This is a genomic window from Nocardioides sp. LHG3406-4 (assembly GCF_049897745.1).
GTDB lineage: Bacteria > Actinomycetota > Actinomycetes > Propionibacteriales > Nocardioidaceae > Nocardioides.
On sequence record NZ_JAFCWV010000001.1, the window covers coordinates 350,153 to 376,136 of the forward strand.

Sequence of the window (25,984 nt, forward strand, 5' to 3'; positions counted from 1 at the left end):
TATCGGCCGGTCGGCTCCCGCTTCCGCGGGGAGGTCGTGCGGCCCGCCGCCGGACCGCGCCGGCACGACGTCCGGGAGACGACGGGCGTTCACGCAGGGATCACCGATCGGCCACCCGCTGCCGGCACTGTGCCCCCGACCTTGCTCGTCTCGGGTCCACCCGTCGAAAGGCCGTCCGTGTCCGCACGATCCCTGCGCGGGGTGGCGATGCTCGCCACTGCCGCACTGCCCCTCTCCCTCCTGGCCGTCTCCGGCCCGACCGCCGGCGCGGTCGACGCCGGAGCCGCCGGCGGCTTCGAGCGACTGGCGACCTACCCCGTCTTCCAGAACGTCCCGGCCGGTGTCGACCCGGCGGAGCCGACGGTCGCCGAGATCTCGGCGGTCACCGAGGACGGCCGGACCGTGGTCTACACCGACGCCCTGGGCAAGCGGGTCGGCTTCGTGGACATCAGCGACCCGGGCAACCCGCGCGGCACCGGCACGATCGACCTGGCGGAGGTCGGCGACGCCGACGACCAGCCCACCTCGGTCGCCGTCGTGGGCGACCACCTTCTCGTCGTCGTCGACACCAGTGGCGGCGACTTCGCCAACCCCTCGGGCCGGCTCGACGTCTTCCGGCTCGCCGACCGCACCCGCGTCGCCTCGATCGACCTCGGCGGCCAGCCCGACTCGATCGCGATCAGCAAGGACCGGGCGTACGCCGCCATCGCGATGGAGAACCAGCGCGACGAGGACGCCGCGCCGCCGGGCGGCGACGACGGCGACCTGCCGCAGCTCCCGGCCGGCTTCGTTCAGCTGGTGGACCTCGCCGGCACGCCCGGCGCCTGGGCCGCGGAGCCGCTGCTGCTGACGAACCCCGACGGCTCAGCTCTTCAGTCGCTCGTCGACGCCGGCCTGGACACCCCGGTCGATCCCGAGCCGGAGTACGTCGCCTTCAACGACGACAACCAGCTCGCCCTCACGCTCCAGGAGAACAACGGCATCGCGATCATCGACGTGCCGACCGCCACGATCACCCACGTGTTCTCGGCCGGCTCGCCGACCATCACCGACGTCGACACCACCGACGACGGGATCTTCAACCCAACCGACTCGGTGACCGGACCGCGCGAGCCCGACGCCATCGCCTGGGTCGACGGCACCCACGTCGCCACGGCCAACGAGGGCGACTGGAAGGGCGGCTCCCGCGGCTGGACGGTCTTCGACGCCACGAGCGGCTCGGTCGTCTGGGACGCCGGCAGCTCCTTCGAGGACATCGCCACCGCTCACGGGCTCTTCAACGACGACCGGGCGGACAACAAGGGCGCCGAGCCCGAGGGCATCTCCGTCGCCACGATCGGCGGCAGGCGCCGGGCCTTCATCGGCTCCGAGCGCAGCAACTTCGTCGCGGTCTACGACCTCACCGACCCGGCCGACCCACGCTTCGAGCAGGTGCTGCCGGCGACCAACGGTCCCGAGGGTCTGCTGCCCGTCCCTGGCACCGACCTGTTCGTCGTGTCGTCGGAGGAGGACGACGCCGGGGTCGGCGTGCGCGCCTCGGTCGGGATCTACCGGTGGCAGGCCACCCAGCCGGCATTCCCGTCGGTGGTCTCGCAGGAGGAGTCGTCGGGCCGCCCCATCGGCTGGGGCGCCCTCGGCGCCCTGAGCGCCGTGCCGGGAGTCAGCGGCCAGCTCTGGGCCGCAAGCGACGCGGCGTACAAGACGGGCCGGATCTACCGCCTCGACACCACGGGTGCTCCCGCAGTGATCCGGCAGGTCATCGAGGTCACCGGCTCCAGCGGCGCCAAGCCCGCGGTGGACATCGAAGGTCTCTTCGCCCGGCCGGAGGGTGGCTTCTGGGCTGCCGTCGAGGGCAGCACCGGCGCCGGCAACCAGCTGCTGCGCCTCAGCGACGCCGGACGCATCCAGGAGACCGTCGGCCTGCCCGCCGGCGTCACCGCGCACATCGGCAAGTGGGGCCTCGAGGGCGTCACGGCGACCGGGGCGGGCGCCAGCGAGGTCGTGTACGTCGCGGTGCAGCGCCCGCTGTGGACCAACCCCGCCAACCAGGGCGGCGGCATGGTCGACGGCACCGACGTGACCCGCATCGGCCGCTACCAGGTGGCGACCGGCACCTGGACCTGGTTCGGCTACCAGCTGGAGCCGACGGCCGCACCCGGTGACTGGATGGGCCTCTCGGAGATCGCCGCCGTCGACGACGACACCCTCGCGGTGATCGAGCGCGACAAGCTCAACGGGACCGCAGCCCGCGTCAAGCGCGTCTACACCGTCGACGTGCCCGCGACGGGCGGCGTCACCGCACCGGTGATGCTGACGAAGAAGCTCGCCGTCGACGTGCTGCCGGCACTCCGAGCGACGCACGGCTGGACGCAGGAGAAGCTGGAGGGGCTGACGATCGGCGCCGACCGGCAGGTCTACGCCGTCACCGACAACGACGGGCTCAGCGACGCCACGGGCGAGACCGTGCTCCTTCGGCTCGGCTCCGCCTCCGGGCTGTTCGGCGGACCGGTCACGCCGCCGACGCAGCCCACCACGCCGGTGCCGCCGGCGACGCCGCCCGCCAGTCAGCCGGCGCCGCCGGCGACCCCCGGCACCGTCGCGCCGGACCGGGCGACGACCACGACCCTGTCCGTAAAGCGGGTCCGGGGCCACGTCTACCGCCTGGTCGTGCGGGTCGCACCCGGCACAGCCAGCGGAGCGGTGGTCGTGCGCGACCGTCGTGCCCTCCTGGGTGTCGTGCGCCTCCACGACGGCGTAGCCCGGCTCAAGGTGCGGCTGGACCGCGGTGTGCACAAGCTCCGCGCGTCCTACCTCGGCGGCCCGGGCCACGACGCCTCGCGCACGGGGATCAAGCAGATCCGCCGACGGTGAATCGGAGGCGCGGGCCGGAGGTCGCGACCGGCGAGAATGCGGTGGTGACCTCCGGCCCCCCTCCCTCCCTGGCCCGCCGCCTCGGCACCGGCGACGCGGTCGTGGTCGGACTCTGCGCGATGGTCGGCGCCGGGGTGTTCGTGGCCTTCGCGCCCGCCGCCGAGGCAGCAGGCGCCGGCCTGCTCATCGGGTTGGCGGTGGCTGCGTTCGTGGCGCTGTGCAACGCCGTCGCCTCTGCCCAGCTCGCGATGACCTACCCGACCTCCGGCGGCACGTACGTCTACGGGCGCGAGGTGCTCGGGCCCTGGTGGGGCTTCCTGGCCGGCTGGGGCTTCGTGGTCGGCAAGACCGCGTCGTGCGCGGCGATGGCGATGACCTTCGCGGCCTACGCCTTCCCGGGTACGCCGTGGCTCCAGCGCGCCGCGGCGGTGGCGGCCGTCGTCGTCCTCACCGTCGCGAACCTGCGCGGCGTCACCCGCACCGCCCTGGTGGCTCGCATCCTGCTGGGCGCCACGCTGCTCACCCTCGCCGTCGCCCTGGTGGTGGCGTTCGGCGGCGGCGAGCGCGCGACCGACCCCTGGGTCGCCGACGGCGGCGCGCTGGGCGTGCTCCAGGCGGCCGGGCTGCTCTTCTTCGCGTTCGCCGGCTATGCCCGGATCGCCACCCTGGCCGAGGAGGTGCGCAGGCCCGAGTCGCTCGGGCGGGCGATCCTGGTCGCGCTCGGCGTCGCGGTGGCGGTCTACGTCGCCGTCGCCGTCGCGCTGCTCCTCGTGCTCGGCGCCGACCTGCCCGCAACGACCACGCCGATCGCCGACGCGATGGCGGCCTCCGGAGCCGAGTGGGCCGTGCCCGTGGTCCGGGTCGGTGCGGCCGCCGCCAGCCTGGGCGCGCTGCTGGCCCTCCTGGCCGGCGTCGGCCGGACGACCCTGGCGATGGCGCGCGAGCGCGACCTGCCGAGGTGGCTGGCCTCGGTCCATCCCGTCCACCGGGTGCCCGACCACGCCCAGGTCGCCATCGGCGCCGCCATCGTCGTGCTCGTGGCCTTCTTCGACCTGCGCGGGGCGATCGGCTTCTCCAGCTGCGGGGTGCTCGTCTACTACGCCGTCGCCAACGCCGCCGCCTTCCGCCAGCCGGCGTCGCAGCGGCGCTGGCCGCGGGCGCTCAACGTGGTGGGCCTGGTCGGCTGCCTCGTGCTCGTGGCGACCCTGCCGCTCGGGTCCGTGGTCGCCGGGGTCGTCGTGCTGCTCGTGGGCCTGGCGGGCCGGCTGGTGCGGGTGGGCACGGCCGGGTAGCCCGACCGCTCCGCCGGCTACCCCAACCTGCGGCGTACGGCGTCGCGCAGGGCCTGCTCGGGGTCGACCCCGTCGTCATGCGCCTCGGCCACCAGGGCGAGCAACCGCTCACCGAGGTCGGAGGACGCGGCGACCGTCACCGGGGCGCCTGCGCGCGCGAGCCGGTCGAGCACCTTGTCGGCGTAGAGCAGGGCCGGCAGCCCGGGCGGGATGCCGTCGGTGACCGCGTCGCGCTGCTTCTCGGTCGCCTTGACCGACTCCCACAGCTCGTTGACCTCGGCGGGCGTCATGGCGCCCTCGCGCTCGGTGCCGAAGACGTGGGGGTTGCGCCGGCGCATCTTCTCGGTGATGCCGGCGGCGACGTCGTCGATGGTGAAGTCGCCCGACTCCTCGGCGATGACGGCGTGGAAGTAGACCTGCAGCAGCAGGTCGCCGAGCTCCTCGCGCAGATGGTCGGGGTCTCCGCTGTCGATCGCCTCGAGCGTCTCGTGCGACTCCTCGAGGAGGTAGCGGGCCAGGGACCGGTGCGTCTGGGAGCGCTTCCACTCGCACTCGGCGCGCAGCCGGCGCATCACGTCGAGGAACTCGACGAGCGACTCGCCGGAGGCGGCCATGACTCGTGACCAGCCGGACCGGTCAGTTGCAGCGCTGGCCGGTGGGCAGCGTGCGGGCGTAGACCGGGTCGGGCTCGGTGGCCATCGCGTCCTTCGCGGTGTCGCCCACGGCGACCGAGAGGTTGGTGTCGGCCGGGACGACCTGCCCGTCGACGACCTCGAGCCCGTAGCGCGGGTCGATGTCGACGGGGTGCTGGTCGGGCCACGACTCGAAGAGGTCCTGGCCGCGCTGCGCGACCTCCTCGACGCTCGGGTCGGTGACGCCGTCGCGGGAGAGCGACTCGCGCCCGATCGCGTCGACCACGGCGTTGACCAGGGCCTCGGTCGACATCACCTCGACGTAGTCGTGGCGGGCGTCCTGGGGGAAGGCCTGCGCGGTCAGGCGCAGCTGGTCGACCTGGCGGGCATACGCGGCGCCGGGCTCGACGTCGTACTCCGCTGCGAGCTGGCGGGCCTGGGCCGACGCGGTGAGCAGGCTGACCACGAACTGGCGCACGTTGCCCAGGGCCACGGTGGTCTCGGAGCCGCGGAGGTCGGGCTCGACCGACGTGCAGACCGCGGAGGTGGCGCGGTCGACCTGGGCGACGGTGATCGTGTCCCCGTCGACGTCGACCGCCACGCCGGGCGAGGCACCGCCCGTGCAGCCGGAGAGCAGGGCACCTGCGGAGACAGCTGCCACGGCGGCGACGAGGTGGCGGCGGAACGAGCTCACGATTTCTCCTTGACTGGGGTTGCTTCGGGCGGGTCGAGGATCGTGTCGATCACCGCACGTGCCCATTCAAGCAGGGCCCGACCGGTGCCCGTAGCCGCCCCGACCGGGCGCGGCACGAGCATGGCGCCCTGCTGGCCCAGCACCCGGCTGCCCGGGTAGAGCCGCTGGAGGCGTACGACGCGGGAGTCGGGCAGGTCGACCGGGGCGAACCGCATGTTCTTGCCGGCCAGGCCGATCTCGGACAGCTCGGCCTGCCGGGCGCGGGCGCGGAAGCGCGACACCAGGAGCAGGGTCTCGACGACCTCGGGCGGCTCGCCGTACCGGTCGACGAGCTCCTCGCGGATCGCGTCGACGTCGTCGTCGCCGCGGGCCTCGGACAGGCGCTTGTACATCTCAAGGCGCAGCCGCTCGCTGGAGACGTACTCGTGCGGCAGGTGGGCGTCGACGGGCAGCTCGATGCGCACCTCGCCGGCCTCGTCCTCCTCCTCGCCGCGGAACTGCGAGACCGCCTCGCCGACCAGCCGGACGTAGAGGTCGAAGCCGACGTCGGCGATGTGGCCCGACTGCTCGCCGCCGAGCAGGTTGCCGGCGCCGCGGATCTCCAGGTCCTTCATCGCGATGGCCATGCCGCCGCCGAGGTCGGAGTGCTGGGCAAGCGTCGCCAGTCGCTCGTGCGCGGTCTCGGTGAGCGGCTTCTCCGCCGGGTAGAGGAAGTAGGCGTAGGCGCGCTCGCGGGAGCGGCCGACCCGGCCGCGCAGCTGGTGCAGCTGCGAGAGGCCGAGCGTGTCGGAGCGCTCGATGATCATGGTGTTGGCGTTGGAGACGTCGAGACCGGACTCGACGATGGTCGTGCACACCAGCACGTCGAAGCGCTTCTCCCAGAAGTCGAGCATCACCTGCTCGAGCTGGTGCTCCCCCATCTGACCGTGCGCCGTGGCGACCCGCGCCTCCGGCACCAGCTCACGCAGCTTGGCCGCGGCCTTCTCGATGCTCTGCACCCGGTTGTGGATGTAGAACACCTGACCCTCGCGCAGCAGCTCGCGCCGCACCGCGGCGACGACCTGCCGGTCCTCGTAGGCGCCGACGTAGGTGAGCACCGGGTGCCGCTCCTCGGGAGGCGTGGTGATGGTCGACATCTCGCGGATGCCGGTCACCGCCATCTCCAGGGTCCGCGGGATCGGCGTCGCGCTCATCGCGAGCACGTCGACGGAGGTGCGCAGCCGCTTCATCTGCTCCTTGTGCTCGACACCGAAGCGCTGCTCCTCGTCGACCACGATCAGCCCGAGGTCCTTCATCTTGATGTCCGGGTTGAGCAGCCGGTGGGTGCCGATCACGATGTCGACCTCGCCCGAGGCGAGTCCGGCGATCACCTCGCGCGCCTCCTTGTCGGTCTGGAAGCGGCTCAGGCCCTTGAGTACGACGGGGAATCCGCTCATCCGCTCGGAGAACGTCGAGAAGTGCTGGGTCACCAGCAGCGTCGTCGGCACGAGGACGGCGACCTGCTTCCCGTCCTGGACGGCCTTGAACGCCGCCCGCACCGCGATCTCGGTCTTGCCGTAGCCGACGTCGCCGCACACCAGCCGGTCCATCGGGACGGTGCGGCGCATGTCGGCCTTCACCTCGTCGACGGTGGTCAGCTGGTCCGGGGTCTCGTGGAACGGGAAGGCGTCCTCGAGCTCGCGCTGCCAGGGGGTGTCGGGGCCGAAGGCGTAGCCCTGGGTGGCCTGCCGGGCGGCGTACAGCTTGATCAGCTCGGCCGCGATCTCCCGCACCGCCTTGCGGGCGCGTGCCTTGCGCTTGCCCCAGTCGGCGCCACCGAGGCGGTCGAGGCTCGGCGCCTCACCACCGACGTAGCGGGTGACCTGGTCGAGGGTGTCGGCGGGCACGAAGAGCCGGTCGGGCGGCGCACCACGCTTCGCGGCGCCGTACTCGAGGACGAGGTACTCGCGGATCGCGCCCTGGATCTCGCGCTGCCGCATCTCCACGAATCGGCCCACGCCGTGCTTCTCGTGCACGACGTAGTCGCCGGCCGACAGCTCCAGCGGGTCGATCTGCTTCTTGCGGCGAGCCGGCATCTTGCGCATGTCGCGCGTGGACGCCCGCTGGCCCGACAGGTCGTCGCCGGTGACCACGGCGACGCCGGTGCGGGCGTCGACGAAGCCGTGCTCGAGGCAGCCGGTCGCGACGGTGACCACGCCGGGCGTGTGGTCACCGTCCTCGGCGAGCCGGGCCGCGATGTCGTGCTCCCCCAGCACCTCGACCAGGCGCTGGGCCGGACCGTGGCCCTGGTGCACGACCACGACGCGGAAGCCGTCGGCCAGCCATCCGCGGATGTCGGCGACGGCGCGCTCGAGGTCGCCCCGGTAGGCCTCGGCGGGCAGCGCTGCGATGGTGCGCGACTCCACGGCGCCGACCCGCACGTCGACGTCGAGCTCGGCCAGGTCGGAGGTGTCGCCCAGCCCGAACGGGCTCATCGACCACCAGGCCTTGCCCTGGCCGATGGCGTGCTCACGCACGTCGGCGATGGAGTGGTACGACGCGGCGCCCAGGTCGATCGGAGCCGTGCCGCCGCCCGCGGCCGCTGCCCAGCTGGCGCCCAGGAACTCCTCGCTGGTCGCGACCAGGTCGTGGGCCCGGGTGCGGACCCGCTCCGGGTCGAGCACCAGCACATGGGTCTGCTCGGGCAGGAGGTCGACCAGCATCTCCATGTCGTCGACGAGCACGGGCGCGAGCGACTCCATGCCCTCGACGGCGATGCCGGCGGCCATCTTGTCGGTCAGCTCGAGCAGCTGCGGGTGGCTGCGGCCCAGCTCGGCCGCTCGTCGGCGTACCTCGTCGGTCAGCAGCAACTCACGGCACGGCGGCGCCCACAGCCGGTCGACGGTCTCCAGGGTGCGCTGGTCGGCGACCGAGAACGCCCGGATCTCCTCGACGTCGTCGCCCCAGAACTCCACGCGCAGCGGGTGCTCCTCGGTCGGCGCGAAGACGTCGACGATGCCGCCGCGCACCGCGAACTCGCCGCGCTTCTCGACCAGGTCGACCCGGGAGTACGCCGCGTCGGCCAGTCCGCGGACGACCTCCTCGAGCGGCAGCGTCTGTCCGGGCACCAGCTCGACCGGGACCAGGTCGGCCAGCCCCTTCACCTGCGGCTGGAGGATGGAGCGCACCGGCGCGACGACGACCTGCAGCGGCCCGTTGGATGGGTCGCTGCCAGGGTGCTTCAAGCGGCGGAGGACGGCCAGGCGGCGACCGACGGTGTCACTGCGCGGGCTGAGGCGCTCGTGCGGCAGGGTCTCCCAGCTCGGGTAGTGGCCGATCGTCGCGGGGTCGACCAGGTCGCCGAGCTCGACGACCAGGTCCTCGGCCTCTCGGGTGGTCGCGGTCACGACCAGCACCAGCCGGCCGGTGTCGACGAGGCCCCGGACGACGAACGAGCGCAGCGCGGAGGGACCCGTCAGGTCGAGGGCGGAGACGCTGCCCTCGCGGGCGTCGGTGACGGACTCGGCCAGGGCGGGGTCGGCGAGCACGGCAGGGACCAGCGCCTCCAGGGCGGGGCTCGGGCTCACGGGCTCACTCTCGACTGGACGACAACACGACAGCCCCCGGCCACGAGCGGCAGGGGGTGAGGCTCCAGTCTACGGAGGCGCGTCGAGCGGTCCTACCCGGCGCTGCGGGTCAGACCGTGACGAGCGTGGACCGCGTCGAGGGCAGTCCGGGTGCCAGCTGCGGGGTGCAGGCGCACGAGTCGGAGCAGGGCAGGTAGAAGTGCATCGCGTGGCCGCACGCCGAGCAGGGACGGTCGTGCGACAGGTGACGAGCTGCGCTCGCCGCCTCGGTCCTGGTCTCGGTGCTGGTCTCGGCCGTTTCCCACATGTCTCCATGTTCGGCTGCCGAGGGGGCCGGCTGACGTGTTCGACACGGATGTGGTCCGAATCTGGCCCGAACGGGCTATACGGAACCACCCGTATGGACGACGGGTCGCGGCAGCTCGACGCTGTCCTGCCATCGGGCCCACAGCCTGGTCGGTTCGTGCGGTCCGTGATTGCGTGGTCCCTACACCGTTACCTAGGCTCACGTCGATGAACAGCGCCGAGACCGCCCCGGGCTCGCCGAGCCCGCCCGATCCGCCACCAGGTGGCGCAGACCTCGGCCCCCAGGTCCCCGAGCCCCTCGCCGAGGAGCTCGCCCAAGACGACAACGACGGCTTCACGTTGGGCCTGCTCAGCATCCGGGAGGACAGTTGGCCTCACCTGGCACTGCTCAGTGTCGGTGAGGTGGTGATGACGGCCGAAGACGGCCTCCGGATCGGGCTATGGCCGGCCAGCAGCGCGGCGCGCAACATCCAGGCGCGGCCGCGAGCGACGCTGACCGCGGTCACCCACAGCACCCTCTACTCGCTCGCCCTCCAGGCGCGTCACCGCGGTCGCCTCGAGGTCGGCGACAGCGAACTCGAGGTCTTCGACTGCGAGGTCTCCGCGTGCCGCACGAGCGTGGCGCCGTATGCGGAGCTGACGCACGGCGTCGGCTTTCGTCTGTTCGACCCTGTGCCCACCAGGGCTCGCTGGGCCGCGACGCGAGAGCGCCTGCGCTCGATGCCCGCCCGGTAGCGACGGGAGGCCGAGCCGGGCTGCACTCTCCCACCGCGACGTAGCCTCGACGAATGAGGTCCCGTCGACTGCTGCCCGCGGCCGCGCTCTGCGCCGCGCTCACGGTGCAGGCGTGCAGCGACGCCGCTCCCGCCGACCCACCAAGCGCCGCCGCCGAACCTTCCGCGTCGACCTCCCCGGCATCGCCTGCCACGGCCGCCGAGCTGCCGGACGTCGCACCTGCCCGGTCGGCGCGTGAGGTCGCCCGCCAGATCGTCGCTGCGGAGGACGCGATCGCCTCGGCCACCACCCCGGCCGGCGTACTCGCCGGTGCCGGTCACCTCCAACAGCTCGCCTACCGGGAGCTGGCCGCGCACCCGCGCTGGGACGCCCGGGTCCGCTCCCTCGTCCCGCGGCGGCTCCTGGGACTGGTGCGCGACAACGTGGCGTCCCGTCGGGAGTTCCGCTCGATGCACCCGACCGACCGCGCCGACCTGAGCGACGAGCTGCCTGCGTGGCGGATCGTCCCACCCGCGCCGATGCGCCGGCTGCGTGCCTTCTACGGCGAAGCGGAACGACGCTTCGGCGTCGACCGGGAGTACCTCGCCGCGATCAACCTCGTGGAGACCGGGCTGGGCCGGATCCGGGGCACGTCCTCGGCGGGCGCCCAGGGCCCGATGCAGTTCCTGCCCAGCACCTGGTCGGCGTACGGCGCCGGCGGAGACATCCACTCGGCGCACGACTCGATCCTGGCGGCCGGGCGGTTCCTCGCCGCGCACGGCTTCAACCGGCCCGGAGGCCGGCCGGGGGCGTTGTACCGCTACAACAACTCCACGTCGTACGTGCGAGGCGTGACCCTGCTCGCCGAGGTGATGAAGCGACGCCCGACCGCCTTCCGTGGCTACTACCACTGGCAGGTCTACTACCTCACCGACCGCGGCAGCATCCTGCTCCCCGAGGGCTATGCGGCCCGGAAGCCGATCCCGGTGGATGAGTGGCTCGAGAAGCACCCTCAGTAGGTGGGTGCTCAGTGACGCAGGGTAGAGGCCGAGTCCTCCTCTTGAACGGTCCCTCCAGCTCGGGCAAGAGCACCGTCGGAGTGGCTCTTCAACGGCTGCTTCCCGGTCCGTGGTTCCTGGTTCCGGTGGACTCGATCAGCGGCATGCGTTCGACGGTGAAGGGTGAGCCAAGCGACGAGGCCGCCATCGCCGACATGCTGACCCGGACGCGGCTGGGCTACCACCGCGCCGTAGCAGGGCTGGCCGCCGTCGGCAATGACGTCATCATGGACTATCCGCTCAGTGAGGCCTGGCGGCTCGAGGACCTGCTCGACGTCCTCGACGGGTACGACGTCACTCTTATCGAGGTCCGCTGCGCCCCAGAGGAGCTGGACCGACGCGAGCGAGAGCGTGGCGACCGCCCTGCTGGCTTGGCCAGGTCTCAGACGGCCGTCTACGACCATGGAGCGTTCGACATCACCGTGGACACGACCCATGAGTCGGCCGAGGCCTGTGCCGCAGCGATCGTCCACGCGCTGGCGAGCGTGCCGAGCCCGAAGGCGTTCGAGCGGCTGCGCCACAGATGAGGGTGAGACCGCGACTCATCCCCCGCCGACAGCATGCTCGGCGGGGTGTGGGGCGTGGTGGTCAACCCGGTTCGGTGCCAGCGGGGTCGCGGTCGTAGGTGTGGCCGTGGGGGCTGGTCCAGGTGTACGCCGCGGGGCCGGTGCGTTGATAGGTCCAGGCCGAATGAGTCTTCAGGCGGTGATGTCGCCGGCACAGGGCGGCGAGGTTGGTGGTGTCGGTGGGTCCGCCGGTCTCCCAGGGGACGATGTGGTCGAGGTCACAGGCTCGGGCGGGTCTCGTGCACCAGGGGAACACGCACGTGCGGTCGCGGAGGATCACCTGCTCGCGGAGCCGGGCCGAGGGCTGGTAGCCGTCGCACTCGATCGGCTGGTGGAGGTCGAGGACGGGTTTCACCACCACCTGGGTGTGCGAGCGGGTGCACCAGTGCCGGACCTGGTCGAGGGTGGTCAGGGTGCCGGGCTCGAGGCGGGCGACGGGGTCGTCCTCGGTCAGGTGCACGTGCAGGACCACCTGCCGGGCCGGTGGTGGGGTGCCTTGGTTTCGAGACGGTTGCACCGCAGGCTCCTCAACCAGCGGCAGAGCGAGCTGGGCCCGAGCGAGCTCTCCGACCGCGGCGGCCCGCCGGGCGTCCAGGGACTCTTCGGACCCGAGTGTCTTGAGGGTCTCGGCGCCGTGGGTGACGGCGGCACCGAAGTCGAGGGCGTCGGCGAGGTCGAGCTCGGCGGTGACCCGCATGGTGCCCGCGAACGACACCTGCTGGTCCTCGATGGTCACGTGCCGGCTATCCGCGGCGCGAGCCGCTTCCAGATCGGCGCGGGCGGGTTCGTACCGGGCGATGGCCGCATCGACCAACCGGTCGACGGCCGAAACCGTGGTGCGGTGCGCGAACGGGGCCAGCTGGGCGTCGACGTACGCCGCCGCCTGGGGTGACAACCCGGCGTGGATGGTGGTCTCCGCGACCCGCCTGGCCCGCCACGCCGGGAGGTCACCGGCCTGGACCCGCCGCCACAACCTGGGCAGCCGGTGCCGCAGCTCGACGGCTTGGCCGATCAGCTGCTTCGCCGCGGTGGTGGACAGGCCGAGGACGGCACCGAACTCGGGAATGCAGAACTCCGCGACCAGTGGTGCGCCCGGGCCGGCGACCGGCTCCTCGTGCTCACCCCCACCCGGCATCGTGAATGCGGCCGCATCCGACACCGACTCGGGAGGGTGCAGGTCGGCCCACTCACAGGCTGCGACCAGCAGCTCCGCCTCCGCCCGGTCGGCCACCTGGCGGCGGGAGTGTGCGAACACCAGCACCGCGGATGCGGTGTCGGGGAGCTCGCTGGTGGTGATCGCCATACGAGAAGCCAACCAGGGACCACCGACATTTCGGCGCCCCGATTCGGGTGCCTGTGCATACTCGGGGGTCTTGGTTTCGAGGCTCGTCGCCGAGGGCTCCTCGCACCTCAACCAGCGACCTCCTCGCACCTCAACCAGCGACCGCGGTGCTCGCACCTCGACCAGCGACACCTGCCAGACAGACCCTTGCGCGGCGCGCGAACCATCCGATTGGATCTCATCGTTCGGATCCGTCCAACGGGGGAGCTTTCGTGCGCGTACGTGCCTGTGTCGTGTCCATTCTCGGGCTCGTCGGCGGCCTGCTGCTCACCGTGGCGCCCACGGCTCCGGCCCAGGCGGCTGTCACGGTCTATCCGGTGCCGACTAGCAACGCCGAGCTCGGCCGGATCGTCACCGCGCCCGACGGCAACCTGTGGTTCCTCATGGAGGACGCCAACAAGGTCGGTCGGATCACGCCCGGAGGCCAGATCCAGGAGTTCTCGCTACCCCCCACCGACTCGGACGTCGAAGGCCCCGCAATCGACCTGGACGTCTCCCCCGACGGGACGGTCTGGGTCACCACCGAGCACGGCAGCAACCTGACAAGGCTCTCCAGCAACGGCGCGGTTCTCAACAACTGGGTCTTCCCCTACGACGACGGCTGCCCAAGCTCCTGCCCGTACGGCGGTGACGTGCGCGTCGGCCCCGACGGAGCGGCCTGGGTGACCATGAACTTCGGAGACTCCTTCATCGTCAAGGTGACGCCCAGCGGCCAGCTCATCGATCCACTCAACGCCCCGGCCTGCGACGACGTCCTCGGCGAGGCCGCCGACGGGTCGATGTGGTGCCAGGGTGGCGAGGCGGATGAGCAGGACACCATCGTGCACGTGAACGGCGACGCCGCCGGCGGCGTGACCTACCCACTGCCGCAGGATGCGACGTACCCGCGGGCACTGACGGCCGGGCCGGTCGGCTCGATCTGGTTCACGCGCAACAGCGGCGGCACGTGGTTCACCAGCGCCGACAGCGGCTCCGTCGGCTACCTCGACCAGGCCACCGGTGCGACGCACATCTGGAGCACGGGCAGCCGCTCGGCGCCCGAGGACCTCGTGCGCGGGCCTGACGACAACATGTGGTTCACCAACGTCGGCGCGGAGCCCGGCATCGGCCACATCTCCGCCGGCGGGGTCGGCGTCATCAGCAAGGTGGGGAACTACCAGCCCACGTCGCTGACGTTCGGGCCCGACGGTGCGGTGTGGTTCACCGACAACGTGACCAACTCGATCGTGCGCGTGACCACCGACCAGCTCCAGACGAACACGGTCGATCTGGGCGGCGGCGTCACGATGACCCCACCGAACACGGCGGTCCCACCGCCGCCCGGGACTGCCGACGGCGGAGCGGCCGGCACGCTCACGAAGATCAAGAAGCCGCTCGCGGTGAAGAGGAACGCCTTCCGCGTGCCCATCGCCTGCCCGGCCACGATGACGGCGGGCTGCGCAGGTCGCCTCTCGGTGGAGACCGCGAAGAAGGTGCGCAAGCCTGGCGCCAAGAAGGGGAAGAAGGCGACCAGAGCGGTCGTCAGGCAGGTGGGCTACAAGGTCCCGGCCGGTACGTCGTCCACGGTCAAGGTGAAGCTGACCAAGACAGGCAGGGCGCTGGTCCGCGGCCGCACCAAGGTGCGCGCCGAGCTCACGGCCGTCGGCGCCACCAAGCCGTCTGCCTCACGCACGCTGACGGTTCGCCGCTGAGGCCGTACCTGTCAGGGATCGTCAGGGACCGGCCAGGCCGAGCGCGGCGACGACGTGCGGCCAGGCCAGCGCTCCCAGCGCCGCGTCAGCCTCTGGCGTCCCGCCCCGTCGCAACCGGGCGTCGGTCACACCGCTCGCCGCCTCCCCCGGCAGGAGGGTGCGGTGCCCCGCATCGGGATGGGTGACGACGGTGGTCGTGAGGCGGTACGACGTGCGCCGGGCGGCGATCTGCTCGGCGAAGTCCTGCGCAGGCCACACCTGGTCGTCGCCTCCAGCCACCAGCAGGACCTCCCCCTCGATGCGCTCGACGGGGATCGCTGCCACCTCGGCCGCACGCTCGTCTGCGGCGAGGCTCCTGGCATAGAGATCGCGGTACGCCGGCGGATCGTCCCTCGGCGTCCACCCCTCGACGAACGGCATCCAGGGCACCGGGGATCCGTCGCGCGTCCAGTGCGACGTCCAGCGACCGCCGTCGTACCCCGCCCACACGACAGGCGACGGTGCGAAGGCGACGGTGGCCCGGACCCGGTGGTCTCGTGCGGCGGTCAGGAGCGCCGCCTCGGCCCCGAACGACGTCCCCACGATCGCCAGCCGGTCCGTCTCGGCGGCGAGGTGGTCCAACGCGTCGGTGAAGAGCTCCAGCGGAACCTCGAACGGGCCGGGCTGCTGCCCGGGTCCGCCGAACCAGCGGATCGCCAGGGCGAGGGCTCCGTGCCGGCGAAGCAGCTCTGCTCGCTCGACGTCCACCCGGCCGCTCGAGCCCGCGAGCACCAGGACCCCGGTGCCGCAGGGCACCTCGGGACGGAGGACACGCCACAGCGGGTCGGCGAACGGCATGGCCGAGATCCTAGGCGGGACTGCGATCGCGCCCATGTCTCCGGCGATCCTGGCGTCGGCAGAATAGTGTGGGAGCCGTGGCTGTGACACGGGTGGGCATCCTCGGCGCGAGGCGACGCCGGTGACCACTGATATCGGGCGCGTCGACTCGTCGCGGCCCAAGGACCGCCGGGCGCTCATCATCTCGCGGGCCACCGAGCTGTTCTGGGAGCGCGGGTACGACGGCGTCACGGTCGCCGAGGTGGCGGCCGCGGTCGGGGTGACCGCCGGTGCGGTCTACAAGCACGTGCCGGACAAGCAGTACCTGCTCAGTGCACCGATCCGCGACATGGTGATGGCGTGGTACGCCAGCGCCCTCGTGGCCACGGACGGAGCCGCCGATGCGGCCGATGCGATCGACCGACTGATCGCTGCGGTGGTCTCGGTCGCCATCGACCGTCCTGCCGTGGTCGCCCTGTGGCACCGCGAGTCGCGCCATCTGCCCAAGGAGGCGCGCGACGAGCTCGTGGCGCTGCGCGGCCGCACGGTGGAGGTGTGGGCCGACAGCCTGACCAGGCTTCGTCCGGACCTGGCGCGGACGACGGCCGAGTTCCGCATCCGCGCCGCGCTCGGGATCCTCAACAGCGTCGCGATCATCCCGTCGGGGGTCAGCCGCGAACGCGTCATGGCGCACTTCAGGTCGCTGCTCACCGCGGTCCTGTTCGCGCCCCTCGACGATCCTCGGATCCGGCACGGTGCCGCGGCCCCGCTCGAGCACGACACCACCGGGCCCACCACGGTCGCCCAGGCTCGCCGCGAAGAGCTCCTGGAGTGCGGGGCTACGCTGTTTCGCAGCCGGGGCTACCACCGCGTCGGAATCGACGAGATCGGCGAGGCGGCGGGCATGCGCGGGCCCTCGGTCTACGGCTACTTCGACAGCAAGACCGACCTGCTCTTCGAGCTTCTGCTGCGGATGGCCGACCGGCTCGACGTCGCTCTCGACACCGACACCATGACGCCCTCGACCCCCATCGAGGTCATCGAGTCGCTCGCCGACCGCTACGTCCAGCTGGCCCTGCAGAACCGCGACCTCATCGCCGTGTACGCCGCGGAGCTGCAGCACCTGCCCGGACCTCAGCTGCGGGCCCTGCAGAAGCGTCGCCAGATGCGGACCCGCACCTGGACGACGCTGCTGCGCGAGGCCCGGCCGGACGTTCCGGCACGGATGGCTCAGATCACGGCCCTCGCCACGTTGGAGATGGTGTTCGCGATCGCCCGGTCGCACCGGTACGAGAACATGCCGCGGCTCGCCGAGACGACCGAGGGCCTGATGCTCGCGGCGCTGCTCGACTCCTGACTCCGAGTCAGGCGGTCGGTGCCTCCGGACGCTCCCAGCCGGCCTTGCCCTTGCGGGCGAAGGACCACATCTGGGGCGCGCGCTCCACCTGCACCGCTGCCTTCCACGGCAGCGCGGGCGGTCCCGTCTCGGTGACGAAGCTGGCCTTGGCAGCACGAGCGAGGTCGGGGTCGGCGGCGGCGTACCGTGCCAGCTCGACCGCCCGGCCCTCGACGTCGGCGTCGGCACACGCCTCCAGCGCGAAGCCCAGCTCGACCGCACGCGCGCCGGTGACGCTGTGCCCGAGCAGCCCGAGCGCAGCCGCCCCCTCGACGCCCATGGCCTGGCTGAGCAGGCCGTAGTGACCACCGCCCGGGTGCACCCCGAGCCGGGTGAACCCGGACGCCACCACCGCATCCCGCGCCACGACGCGGACGTCTGTCGCCAGCGCGAGGTTGATCCCCGCGCCGAGAGCACCGCCGCGCACGGCCGCGATGGTGGGCGGTGCGAGCTCGCCCACCCGGAGGAACGCCGCGTAGATCCGGGAGGTCATGTCGATGTGCTCGGGGCTCGTGGGGTCGCCGCAGATCTCGGCGAGCTCGTCCCGATCCCCACCCGAGCAGAAGAAGCCACCGGCGCCACGCAGGACGACGGCACCGATCGCCCGGTCTGAGTCGACCTCCGCACAGGCCCGCACGAGCTCGTCCGCGAGGTGCACGTTGATGGCGTTGCGACGGCGTTCGTTCTGCAGGGTGATCGTCGCGAGTCCGTCAGCGACGTCGAGGTCAATCCAGCTCACAGGCGTTCGCCTTCTGCTCGGTGGTGGGGCGTAGCTCGCGGAGGTCGACGACGTCGTCGCCCACTCCCCGCAGCTCCCCCACACGGATCTTCTGGGTGGGCGTCTTGGGGAGCTCGGTGCGCAGCTCGACGTACCGGGGCCAGGCGAATCGTGGAAGCCGGTCCTCCAGGAAGGAGAGCAGCGTGCCCACCTCGAACCCGGCATGCGGGACGATGACCACCTTCACCTCCTGGCCCATGGTCTCGTCGTCCACGCCGACGACCGCCACCTCGGCGATGCCCGGGTGGCGACTCAGCTCGAACTCGATGCCGGTCGGGGAGATGTTCTCACCCGCGCGCCTGATGATGTCGTCAGCCCTGCCGTGGAAGTAGAGGAAGCCGTCCTCGTCGAAGCGGCCGAGGTCCCCGGTGTGGAACCACGCGTTCGTGTAGCGCGCCATCGTCAGGTCCGGCCGGCCGTGGTAGCCGTCGAAGAGCACGCCGGGCGACGAGGGGCGGACGGCGATCTGCCCCATCTCGCCGGCCGGCAGGATCACGTCGTCGGAGTCGAGGATCACGCACTCCATGTCCGGCCGGACCATGCCACACGTGCCCGGTCGCCGGTCCCGGGTCCTGGTCGCGGTCACCCAGCCGCCGGTCTCGGTCATTCCGTACAGCTCGTGCACGGGGACGTGGAGCCGCTCCTCGACCTCGCGCCAGAGGCGTTCGGGGGCTCCGCCGCCGACACAGAAGCGCAGCGAGTGGTCCGGGACGACCTCGGTCTTCGCGGTCAGCAGGGACAGCACGGTGCCGACGTAGGTGAAGCCCGTCGCGTCGTACCTCACCGCCTCGGCGAGGAACTCCCGCGGGACGAACTCGCGCAGCAGTGCGATGGAGCAGCCGGAGTCGAGCGCCGACATGATGCCGTAGACCTGCGGGTTCGTGTGGAAGAGCGGCAGCGCCAGGAGGATGCGGTCGTCGCGGGTGATCTCGAGCGCGGCCACGAGCTCCCGGCCGCCGGCGAGCATCGACTCGTTGGAGAGTACGACGCCCTTCGGAGGCCCGGTCGTACCCGACGTGTAGAGGATGTTGCACTCGTCGTAGCGGCTCGTCCGAGCCGGTTCGACCGGCTCGCAGGCCCGCGCGGCCCGCTCCAGCTCCTCGTGGTCGCCGAACATCACCGCCCGGTCCGCGAGTCGAGGAGCGGCCTTCAGGACCCGATCGAGCAGGGCTGCGTCGCCGACGACGTGCGACAGGCCTGCGTCGTCGACCATCCGGGTGATCGCGGTCGTCGTGGCCGCCGTGTGCAGCGGCACGCAGGTGGCGCCCAGCCACCTCAGGGCGAACCACAGGTACAGGAACGTCGGGCTGTTCTCCGCGGCGAGGAGCACCCGGTCCCCCCGGCCGACGCCGCGTGCGCGCAGCAGAGCCGCCGTCCGGGCGACGACGTCCTCGACCGTCCGCCACGAGATCGTGGTGTCCTCGAAGAGCAGGAACGATCGATCCCCTTGCGCTGCGGCCTGCTCTCGAAGGCGCTCGGCGAGCATCAACCCTCCTCGTTCGCGCGGGTCTTGATCAGTGCCTTCGCGATGGTGTTCTTCAGGATCTCACTTGAGCCGCCGGCCACCTCGTAGGCCTTGGCGTCGCGGAAGTAGCGCCCGAAGGGCGCCGACTCCATGGTCCCGCGGGCGCCGCACACCTGCACCGCCATCGACGCCGTCCGGGTGGCCAGGGCCGCGGAGAGCAGCTTCGCCGCCGACGAGGACCGCTGGTACTCGCGGCCGGCGTCGAGATCCTGGGCCGCCTGGTAGGTCACCAGACGGGCCGCGTCGAGCTCGGCCGCATGCTCGGCGAAGTACCACTGGATGCCCTGGAAGTCGATGATCTTGCCCCCGAAGGCCCCGCGCCCGGACGCGTGGTCGAAGGCGCCGTCGAAGGCCGCCCGCGCGATCCCCAGCGAGATCCCAGCGGCCAGCGTGCGGGAGTTCGACAGCGTGACGAGTGCTTGCTTCAGCCCCCGGCCCTCCTCGCCGATCAGGGCGTCCTCGGGCACCTCGACGTCCTCGAGGACCAGGTTCACGTGCGGACCGTTGCGCAGCCCGAAGGTCTCGGCGTCGCCGGTCTCATGGGTCGAGACCCCCTCGGTGTCCCTGGGGACCGCGAACGTGGACACCCCGACCGGCGTCTCAGCGAGGACGACGAAGAACTGGGCGGCCGAGCCGGAGGTGATGAAGGCCTTCTCACCGTTGATGACCCACCCGTTGTCGGTCCGGTTGGCCTTGGTGTCCAGGGAGCGGATGTCGCTGCCGTGGGCGCCCTCGGTGAGCGCGTACGACGCCCGCAGCCCCTCGGCGTACCTCGGCAGCCACCGCTCCTTGAGCGACTCCTGGCCGTAGAGCTCGATGATCTTCTGGCTCTGGAAGATCGTGATCAGGGAGATGCCGAGACTGGCGGAGCCGACGGCGAGCTCCTCGAAGACCGCGAGCGCGTGCTCGATCGGAGCCCCGCCGCCGCCGTACCTCTCCGGCAGCGTCATCGCGTTCCAGCCCCGGGCGGCGGTCTGGCTGACCAGGTCGACCGGGTACACGTCGTCCGCGTCGATCTGGGTCGCCACCGGGACGACCTTCTCGAGGGCGAAGTCCCGTGCGGGCTGTGCGATGGCGGGGTCGACCAGATGACGCCAGAAGTTCATGCTGCTCCCTGTGGTGAGGTCACGGTTCATTCGGCGGCGGTGATGAGGCGACCTCGACGGTCGGTCAGGAGGCAGGCGAAGCCCATCATCACGAGCACCGCCAGCAGGCCCGTGCTGATCCCGCCGCCGAGGCCGTAGTCGGCTGCCAGGTAGCCGACGATGAACGGCCCGAAGCTCGCGAACCCGCGGCCGACCGAGTAGCAGAAGCTCGAGCCCGTCGCCCGGATCGGGGTCGCGAACAGCTCGCCGAACCACGCCCCGAAGATCGCGAAGTAGCCGAGGCCGAACGAGATCACGAAGTACGACGCGATGATCAACGGGGTGGCGCCGTCGAGCGCGTTCAGGGCGGCGAAGACGATGAACGCGGCGAGCTGGATCGTCGCGAAGAGCAGGAGGCTCCGCCGCCTTCCGAACGAGTCGCTCAGTGCACCGGCGCTGACGTAGGAGACCAGGGCGATGGCGGCACTGACGTAGAGCACCGTCTGCGCGGTGTCGGGCGCGATGCCGAGGTCCCCCTTGAGGTACGTCGGCATCCACGAGGAGTAGACGTAGTAGGAGTACTGCGCACCGAAGACCACGATGGTGCCGACCAGCAGGGTCTTGAGGTTGTCTCCGCTGAAGAGCTCCGCCAGCGGGCTCGACTTCTGCCTCTCGCTGAGCTGTCGAGCCGACCCCTCTCCGCGCTGGAGGGCCAGCCACTGCTTGGACTCCGGGCACGACTGGCGCACCCAGATGGCGGCCAGGACGGGGAAGATGCCGATGGCGAAGGCATGGCGCCAGTCCGACACGGCTCCGGTCACGAAGATCGCGACGGCGTACGCCGGCCAGATCGCCGCCTGGACGGCTCCGCCCGCGAGCCCGCGGCGCTTCGGGCTCCACGCCTCGTTGAGAAGGGCGAACCCGACGGCCCACTCACCGCCGACGCCGAGGCCGGTGATCACCCTGAGCACGAGGAACACAGCGAGGTTGGGCGCGAGCGCACAGGCGGCGGTGGCCAGCCCGAACACCCAGATGGTCCAGGTCAGGACGCGCTTGCGGCCGTAGAGGTCCGCGAGCCGGCCGAAGACCACGCCACCGAGCGCCGTGGCGATCAGCTGGGCGGTGAAGACGCTGCCCAGCTGAGCGAGGCTGATGTCGAAGTCGTCACTGATCTGCTTGGCGAGCAGCGCGACGAGGGTGAGGTCGAAGAACTCGAGCCCCCAGCCGAGGCCGCTCGCGGCGATGACCTTCCGTCGCTCGGCAGACGTGTACGTCGCCTCCGACGGCTCAACTACCTGACCTTGTACCACTTCGGACACCGGCTCTCTCGATGGGCTGACGCCGCCAAAAGTAAATGGTGGTTAGGCTGGCGTCAACAGTTCTGCCGCATTGTGCAAACGGTGAGACAACCGCCGCCGGCATGCCCGGCTGCCGGATGTAATGCGGGGATCGTCGATCAGGTTCTCGCTCGCTGCGGAGGCCGCTCGCCGCCGCGCGGGTCGGGGCCCGCCGAGGCGGAACCTGTCCCTCAGTCGTGGCGTGACATGAATTCGCCACGTGGCCAGTTCAAGCCAGACACGTGCGCTGCGGCCCGCAGCCCTGTCACGCTCCTACCGGCCGCGATCGCCGCGACCGCCCGCGGCGTCAGCCGCAGGTGCACGACGTCTGCACGGGGCGCCCTCTCGGGGTCGCCCCGTCACTGGAGGTTCACGTGAGTCATCTGTCATTACGTCAACGCCTGGCCCTGACGGCCGGAGCGGCGCTCGCCTTCGCGACGCTCGCGTCGTCGGCGGGCGGTCCGGCACAGGCGGTGGCCGTCGGCCGCGGCCCGGCCGACTTCGCTCCCAACGCCACGGGCGAGGTCACCAACCTGCCCACCTTCCTTCCGGGCCACTACATCGTGGTGCTGGACGAGAAGCCGGTGGCCACCTACGCCGGCGAGACGGCGGGCCTGACCCGGACCAAGCCGGCGAAGGGTGAGCAGATCGACCTCGGGAGCGCGGCCGCTCGCGCGTACCGCGGTCATCTCAAGGACCGGCAGCAGCGGGTCGCCGCGCGGGTCGGGGCCACACCCGACCAGCACTACTCGACGGCGCTCAACGGCTTCACCGCGGAGCTCACGGGCGACCAGGCGCGCGAGCTGGCGCAGGCCCCGGGCGTCCTCTCGGTCACGCCGGACGTGCTGCAGCAGCCCCTGGACGACAGGTCGCCCACCGACTTCCTCCAGCTGTCGGGCAAGACCGGCGTCTGGTCCGAGCTCGGCGGCACCAAGCACGCCGGCGAGGGCGTGGTGGTCGGGATCATCGACACCGGCGTCTGGCCCGAGAGCGAGTCGTTCGCCGGTAAGAAGCTGCCGACGAAGCAGCCGAAGGCCGGCCAGGGCTACCAGCCCTACCGCACCGGCACGACGACCGTGATGCAGAAGGCCGACGGCACCACCTTCACCGGGACCTGCCAGACCGGCGAGGACTTCACCGCCGCCGACTGCAACAGCAAGCTCATCAGCGCGCGCTACTACGGCGACGCCTGGCTCGAGGCGGTCCCGCCGGAGGCGCGTGCCGACTACGTCTCGCCACGCGACGGCAACGGGCACGGGTCGCACACGGCGTCCACGAGCGCCGGTCGCTCGGGTGTCGAGGCCACGGCCGGCGGCATCGACTTCGGCAAGATCTCCGGCGTCGCGCCCGAGGCCAAGATCGCGGTCTACAAGGCGCTGTGGGAGGGCAAGGGCGGTGTCTCCTCAGGGGGCGCGACGTCCGACATCCTCTCTGCGATCGACCAGGCGGTGGCCGACAACGTCGACGTCATCAACTACTCGGTCGGTTCGATCTTCGAGTCGGCGCACACCGACCCGATCCAGCTCGCGTTCCTCTCCGCCGCCTCCAGCGGGATCTTCGTCGCCGCGGCGGCCGGCAACTCCGGTCCCTACCCGTCGACGCTCGACAACACCTCCCCGTGGGTGACCACGGTGGCCGCCAGCACCGTCGCGTCGTACAGCGCGACCGTCACCTTGGGCAACGGCCAGCGCTACACCGGCACCAGCACCAGCATCGACTCCCGGGTGGGTCCCGCCCCACTGGTCACCGGAGCCGCCGTCAGGACGGCCTCGGCGACCGAGTACGACGCCAACTCGTGCCTGCCCGGCACGCTCGACCCCGCCAAGACCGCCGGTGCGATCGTCACCTGCGAGCGTGGCGTGGGCGCCCGGGTGGCGAAGTCGGAGGAGGTGGAGCGTGCCGGCGGTGCCGGCATGGTGCTGCTCAACCTCACCCCGATGGACGAGCTGGCCGACTCGCACGCCGTCCCGACCGTGCACCTCAACGCTCCCGGCGCCGTGCAGGTCAAGGAGTACGCCGGCCAGCCGTCGGCGACCGCCACCCTGGCCCCGTCCACGGAGACCGCGCCGTACCCCCAGATCGCGGACTTCTCCTCGCGGGGGCCGTCGCTGTCCAGCAGCGGCGACCTTCTCAAGCCGGACCTCGCGGCACCGGGCGTCAACGTCCTGGCAGCGGTGGCTCCGCCCACCAACGGCGACCAGGACTTCGCCTTCTACTCCGGCACCTCCATGGCGTCCCCCCACATCGCGGGCCTCGCGGCGCTCTACTTGGCCGTGCACCCGTCATGGAGCCCGATGGCCGTCAAGTCCGCGCTGATGACCACGGCCGGTGACGTCAAGGACGCCGAGGGCGGCGTCGACGGCGACCCCTTCGCACGCGGCGCCGGAGAGGTCCGGCCGACCCGGATGCTCGAGCCGGGCCTCGTCTACGACGCGGGCGCCCAGGACTGGCTCGGCTACCTCGAGGGGATCGGCAAGCCCACCGGCACCGGCGTCCCCGCGATCGACCCGAGCGACTACAACACCCCCTCGATCGCGGTCGGGCAGCTGCTCGGGCCGCAGACGGTCAAGCGTCGCGTCACGGCGGTCACCCCGGGCATCTACCGGGCGACCGTCGACCTGCCGGGCATCGACGCGGTCGTCTCACCCTCGATCCTGAGCTTCTCCAAGGCCGGGGAGACCAAGGCGTTCACGGTCCGGCTCACCCAGGACACCGCGCCGTCGCACGTGTCGACCAGCGGCTGGCTCACCTGGCAGGGGGCCGGCACGACGGTTCGCAGCCCGATCGCGATCATGCCCACGTCGGTGATCGCCCCGACCGAGGTGAGCGGGACCGGCGCCGACGGCCAGGTCAGCTTCGAGGTGACCTCCGGCAGCGCCGGAGCCCCGATCAGGGCGTACGGCGCCGTGTCCGGCCCCGAGGTGACCGGCTCGACGTCGGCCAGCCTGCCCGACAAGGACCTGCCGGACTTCCCGGCCACGGTCACGGAGTCCACCAAGGCGCTGCAGTGGACGGTGCAGGCGGACGACCCGTCGGCCAGCCTGTGGGCGGTCCTCTACAAGGTGATCGACGGTCAGAAGTACGCCGTGTCCTGGTACGGCAACGGCTCCGACAGGGTGACTACCGCGCTGGCGGGACCGGCGCCGGGCGACTACGGGATCCTGGTGATGAGCTCGGGTGAGGTGCCGGGGACGACCTCGACGCCGTTCACCGTGCAGACCAACCTCATCGGTCCGGACGCGGGCACCGACCTCACGGTCACGCCCACCGAGTCGCCGGTGGCGGGCAAGCCCTACCAGGTGACCGCCTCGTGGACCGGGGTGCCGACCGACCGGCACTCCGTCGGCTACGTCGAGTTCCCGAACCGCGGCGGCACGGTGATCAGCCTCAACTGACACCCGCTGGGTCTGGACCGCCACCGAGGTGGCGGTTCAGATCCAGCGTCGTCGTACTGCCTGGACACCGGCTTGGAAGCGGGTCTGCGCGCCGAGTGCCTCCATCAGCGCGCGGACCCGCCGCTGGGTCGTGCGGGAGCTGATGCCCAGGTGCCGGCTGATCTTGTCGTCGGTGGCCCCACCCGCAAGGAGCAGCAGCACGTCCCGGTCGGGTGAGCGCAGGCCGGAGAAGTCCCCGTCCGGAGGGAGCACCGGCATCGGGATGGCCAGCGCCCACAGCATCTCGAACGTGGCGATGAGCCCGTCCAGCAGGCCCGACGAGCGGATCAGCAGGTTCGACTCGGCCGGCGCGCGCTTGGTGAGACCGATCAGCGCGGTGTGGTCGTCGACCAGCGCCATCTTGATCGGGACCTGGGCCAGGACCCGGCTCCGCTCCCCCGCAGCCTGCAGCTCGGGGAGCACCCGCATGGTGTCCTCGTGCTCGAAGACCGCGGTGCCGTAGATCGCGCGGTAGGTGATCCCCGCTCGCAGCCGATCGAGCTCGAGTGACTGCTGCTCCGAGGGCGGGGTGACGTACGGCGGCCGGTCGAGCACCCGGATCTGCTGGCGAGCACTCCGCTGCAGCCTCTCGTAGACGCCCAGCAGGCGCGGACCGTCCTCGATCAGCTCGACCTGGTCGCCGGGCAGCGCCGGCCGATCGCGGGATCCCCGCAGCTCGTCGGCCACGCTGCGGAGCCGGTTCAGCTGAGCGTCCAGCTCGTCGAGGGGATCGGAGCCCGCCTCGGGTCCGATCCGGGCCTCGTCGTCGTCGCGCAACGGCAACCCTTCCATTCCATGCCGCCCACGGGTCGGCGTCGCCGCGCGGGGGCGCCTCGCGATCGTCCGCCCTGCGGTTTCGGCCCCTCAGATTAGCCCTACGA

General features: G+C 71.7%; 19 protein-coding genes. 8 read left to right on the forward strand and 11 right to left on the reverse strand.

Translation table 11 applies throughout. From position 1 onward, the window contains the following. Positions 1–177 precede the first annotated feature (177 nt). Together ACP7BP_RS01715 and ACP7BP_RS01720 are read left to right on the forward strand one after the other, a co-directional pair. On the forward strand, positions 178–2,871 hold the full coding sequence (locus ACP7BP_RS01715) for an esterase-like activity of phytase family protein (protein WP_426241882.1): 2,694 nt from the start codon (positions 178–180) through the stop codon (positions 2,869–2,871). Positions 2,872–2,915: 44 nt separating this feature from the next. Further along, on the forward strand, positions 2,916–4,163 hold the full coding sequence (locus ACP7BP_RS01720) for an APC family permease (RefSeq protein ID WP_426241884.1): 1,248 nt from the start codon (positions 2,916–2,918) through the stop codon (positions 4,161–4,163). Between the two features lie 17 nt (positions 4,164–4,180). On the opposite strand, the gene ACP7BP_RS01725 is transcribed toward ACP7BP_RS01720, so the two are convergent. The 4 genes from ACP7BP_RS01725 to ACP7BP_RS01740 all read right to left on the reverse strand — a co-directional run bounded on the left by ACP7BP_RS01725 (position 4,181) and on the right by ACP7BP_RS01740 (position 9,362). Beyond that, entirely contained in the window at positions 4,181–4,777 is a 597-nt protein-coding gene (locus tag ACP7BP_RS01725; RefSeq protein ID WP_426241886.1) for a MazG family protein, read from the reverse strand. A 22-nt stretch (positions 4,778–4,799) separates the two neighbouring features. Beyond that, entirely contained in the window at positions 4,800–5,489 is a 690-nt protein-coding gene (locus tag ACP7BP_RS01730; protein WP_426241887.1) for a hypothetical protein, read from the reverse strand. Next, positions 5,486–9,055: a transcription-repair coupling factor gene (gene mfd / locus ACP7BP_RS01735; RefSeq protein ID WP_426241889.1), complete on the reverse strand. Its 3,570-nt coding sequence runs from the start codon at positions 9,053–9,055 to the stop codon at positions 5,486–5,488. Before mfd ends, ACP7BP_RS01730 begins: the two co-directional genes overlap by 4 nt. Positions 9,056–9,164: 109 nt before the next feature. Then, positions 9,165–9,362, reverse strand: a complete 198-nt coding sequence (locus tag ACP7BP_RS01740) for a hypothetical protein (RefSeq protein WP_426241890.1) — start codon at positions 9,360–9,362, stop codon at positions 9,165–9,167. A 206-nt stretch (positions 9,363–9,568) separates the two neighbouring features. Here ACP7BP_RS01740 and ACP7BP_RS01745 point away from each other — a divergent pair, with 206 nt between their 5' ends. From ACP7BP_RS01745 to ACP7BP_RS01755, 3 genes are read left to right on the forward strand one after another with little or no spacing between them, the layout of a single operon-like run. Next, positions 9,569–10,096, forward strand: a complete 528-nt coding sequence (locus tag ACP7BP_RS01745) for a hypothetical protein (protein WP_426241892.1) — start codon at positions 9,569–9,571, stop codon at positions 10,094–10,096. A gap of 53 nt (positions 10,097–10,149) precedes the next feature. Further along, positions 10,150–11,094, forward strand: a complete 945-nt coding sequence (locus tag ACP7BP_RS01750; RefSeq protein ID WP_426241894.1) for a hypothetical protein — start codon at positions 10,150–10,152, stop codon at positions 11,092–11,094. Positions 11,095–11,105: 11 nt separating this feature from the next. Then, positions 11,106–11,660, forward strand: coding sequence for a chloramphenicol phosphotransferase CPT family protein (locus tag ACP7BP_RS01755; protein ID WP_426241896.1), 555 nt, complete (start codon positions 11,106–11,108; stop codon positions 11,658–11,660). Positions 11,661–11,721: 61 nt separating this feature from the next. On the opposite strand, the gene ACP7BP_RS01760 is transcribed toward ACP7BP_RS01755, so the two are convergent. Further along, entirely contained in the window at positions 11,722–13,002 is a 1,281-nt protein-coding gene (locus ACP7BP_RS01760) for an HNH endonuclease (protein WP_426241898.1), read from the reverse strand. Between the two features lie 272 nt (positions 13,003–13,274). Between ACP7BP_RS01760 and ACP7BP_RS01765 the strand changes: the two genes are divergently transcribed. Then, positions 13,275–14,732 (forward strand): virginiamycin B lyase family protein, encoded by a 1,458-nt coding sequence (locus tag ACP7BP_RS01765; protein ID WP_426241900.1) that lies wholly within the window; start codon positions 13,275–13,277, stop codon positions 14,730–14,732. 21 nt (positions 14,733–14,753) lie between these two features. Here ACP7BP_RS01765 and ACP7BP_RS01770 read toward each other — a convergent pair whose 3' ends face one another. Further along, positions 14,754–15,569: an acyl-CoA thioester hydrolase/BAAT C-terminal domain-containing protein gene (locus ACP7BP_RS01770; RefSeq protein WP_426241902.1), complete on the reverse strand. Its 816-nt coding sequence runs from the start codon at positions 15,567–15,569 to the stop codon at positions 14,754–14,756. 121 nt (positions 15,570–15,690) lie between these two features. On the opposite strand from ACP7BP_RS01770, the gene ACP7BP_RS01775 reads away from it, so the two are divergent. Then, positions 15,691–16,905 carry a TetR family transcriptional regulator gene (locus ACP7BP_RS01775; RefSeq protein WP_426241904.1) on the forward strand — a complete coding sequence of 405 codons (1,215 nt, stop codon included), beginning with the start codon at positions 15,691–15,693 and terminating at the stop codon, positions 16,903–16,905. Between the two features lie 7 nt (positions 16,906–16,912). Here ACP7BP_RS01775 and ACP7BP_RS01780 read toward each other — a convergent pair whose 3' ends face one another. The 4 genes from ACP7BP_RS01780 to ACP7BP_RS01795 are packed head-to-tail and all read right to left on the reverse strand — an operon-like array spanning position 16,913 to position 21,651. After that, positions 16,913–17,683 (reverse strand): enoyl-CoA hydratase-related protein, encoded by a 771-nt coding sequence (locus ACP7BP_RS01780; protein ID WP_426241906.1) that lies wholly within the window; start codon positions 17,681–17,683, stop codon positions 16,913–16,915. After that, positions 17,670–19,208 (reverse strand): class I adenylate-forming enzyme family protein, encoded by a 1,539-nt coding sequence (locus tag ACP7BP_RS01785; protein WP_426241908.1) that lies wholly within the window; start codon positions 19,206–19,208, stop codon positions 17,670–17,672. Before ACP7BP_RS01785 ends, ACP7BP_RS01780 begins: the two co-directional genes overlap by 14 nt. Then, complete coding sequence (locus tag ACP7BP_RS01790) at positions 19,208–20,353, reverse strand: acyl-CoA dehydrogenase family protein (RefSeq protein WP_426241910.1); 1,146 nt, start codon at positions 20,351–20,353, stop codon at positions 19,208–19,210. Before ACP7BP_RS01790 ends, ACP7BP_RS01785 begins: the two co-directional genes overlap by 1 nt. A 26-nt stretch (positions 20,354–20,379) precedes the next feature. Continuing rightward, entirely contained in the window at positions 20,380–21,651 is a 1,272-nt protein-coding gene (locus tag ACP7BP_RS01795) for an MFS transporter (protein WP_426241912.1), read from the reverse strand. Between the two features lie 392 nt (positions 21,652–22,043). On the opposite strand from ACP7BP_RS01795, the gene ACP7BP_RS01800 reads away from it, so the two are divergent. Continuing rightward, a complete protein-coding gene (locus ACP7BP_RS01800; protein ID WP_426241914.1) occupies positions 22,044–25,064 on the forward strand; it encodes a S8 family peptidase in 3,021 nt (1,006 codons plus the stop codon). Positions 25,065–25,100: 36 nt separating this feature from the next. Here the strand turns inward: ACP7BP_RS01800 and ACP7BP_RS01805 are convergent, their stop codons facing one another. Continuing rightward, the gene (locus tag ACP7BP_RS01805; protein WP_426241916.1) at positions 25,101–25,880 is read right to left on the reverse strand and encodes a hypothetical protein; all 780 of its coding nucleotides are present in this window, start codon (positions 25,878–25,880) and stop codon (positions 25,101–25,103) included. Positions 25,881–25,984 lie beyond the last annotated feature (104 nt).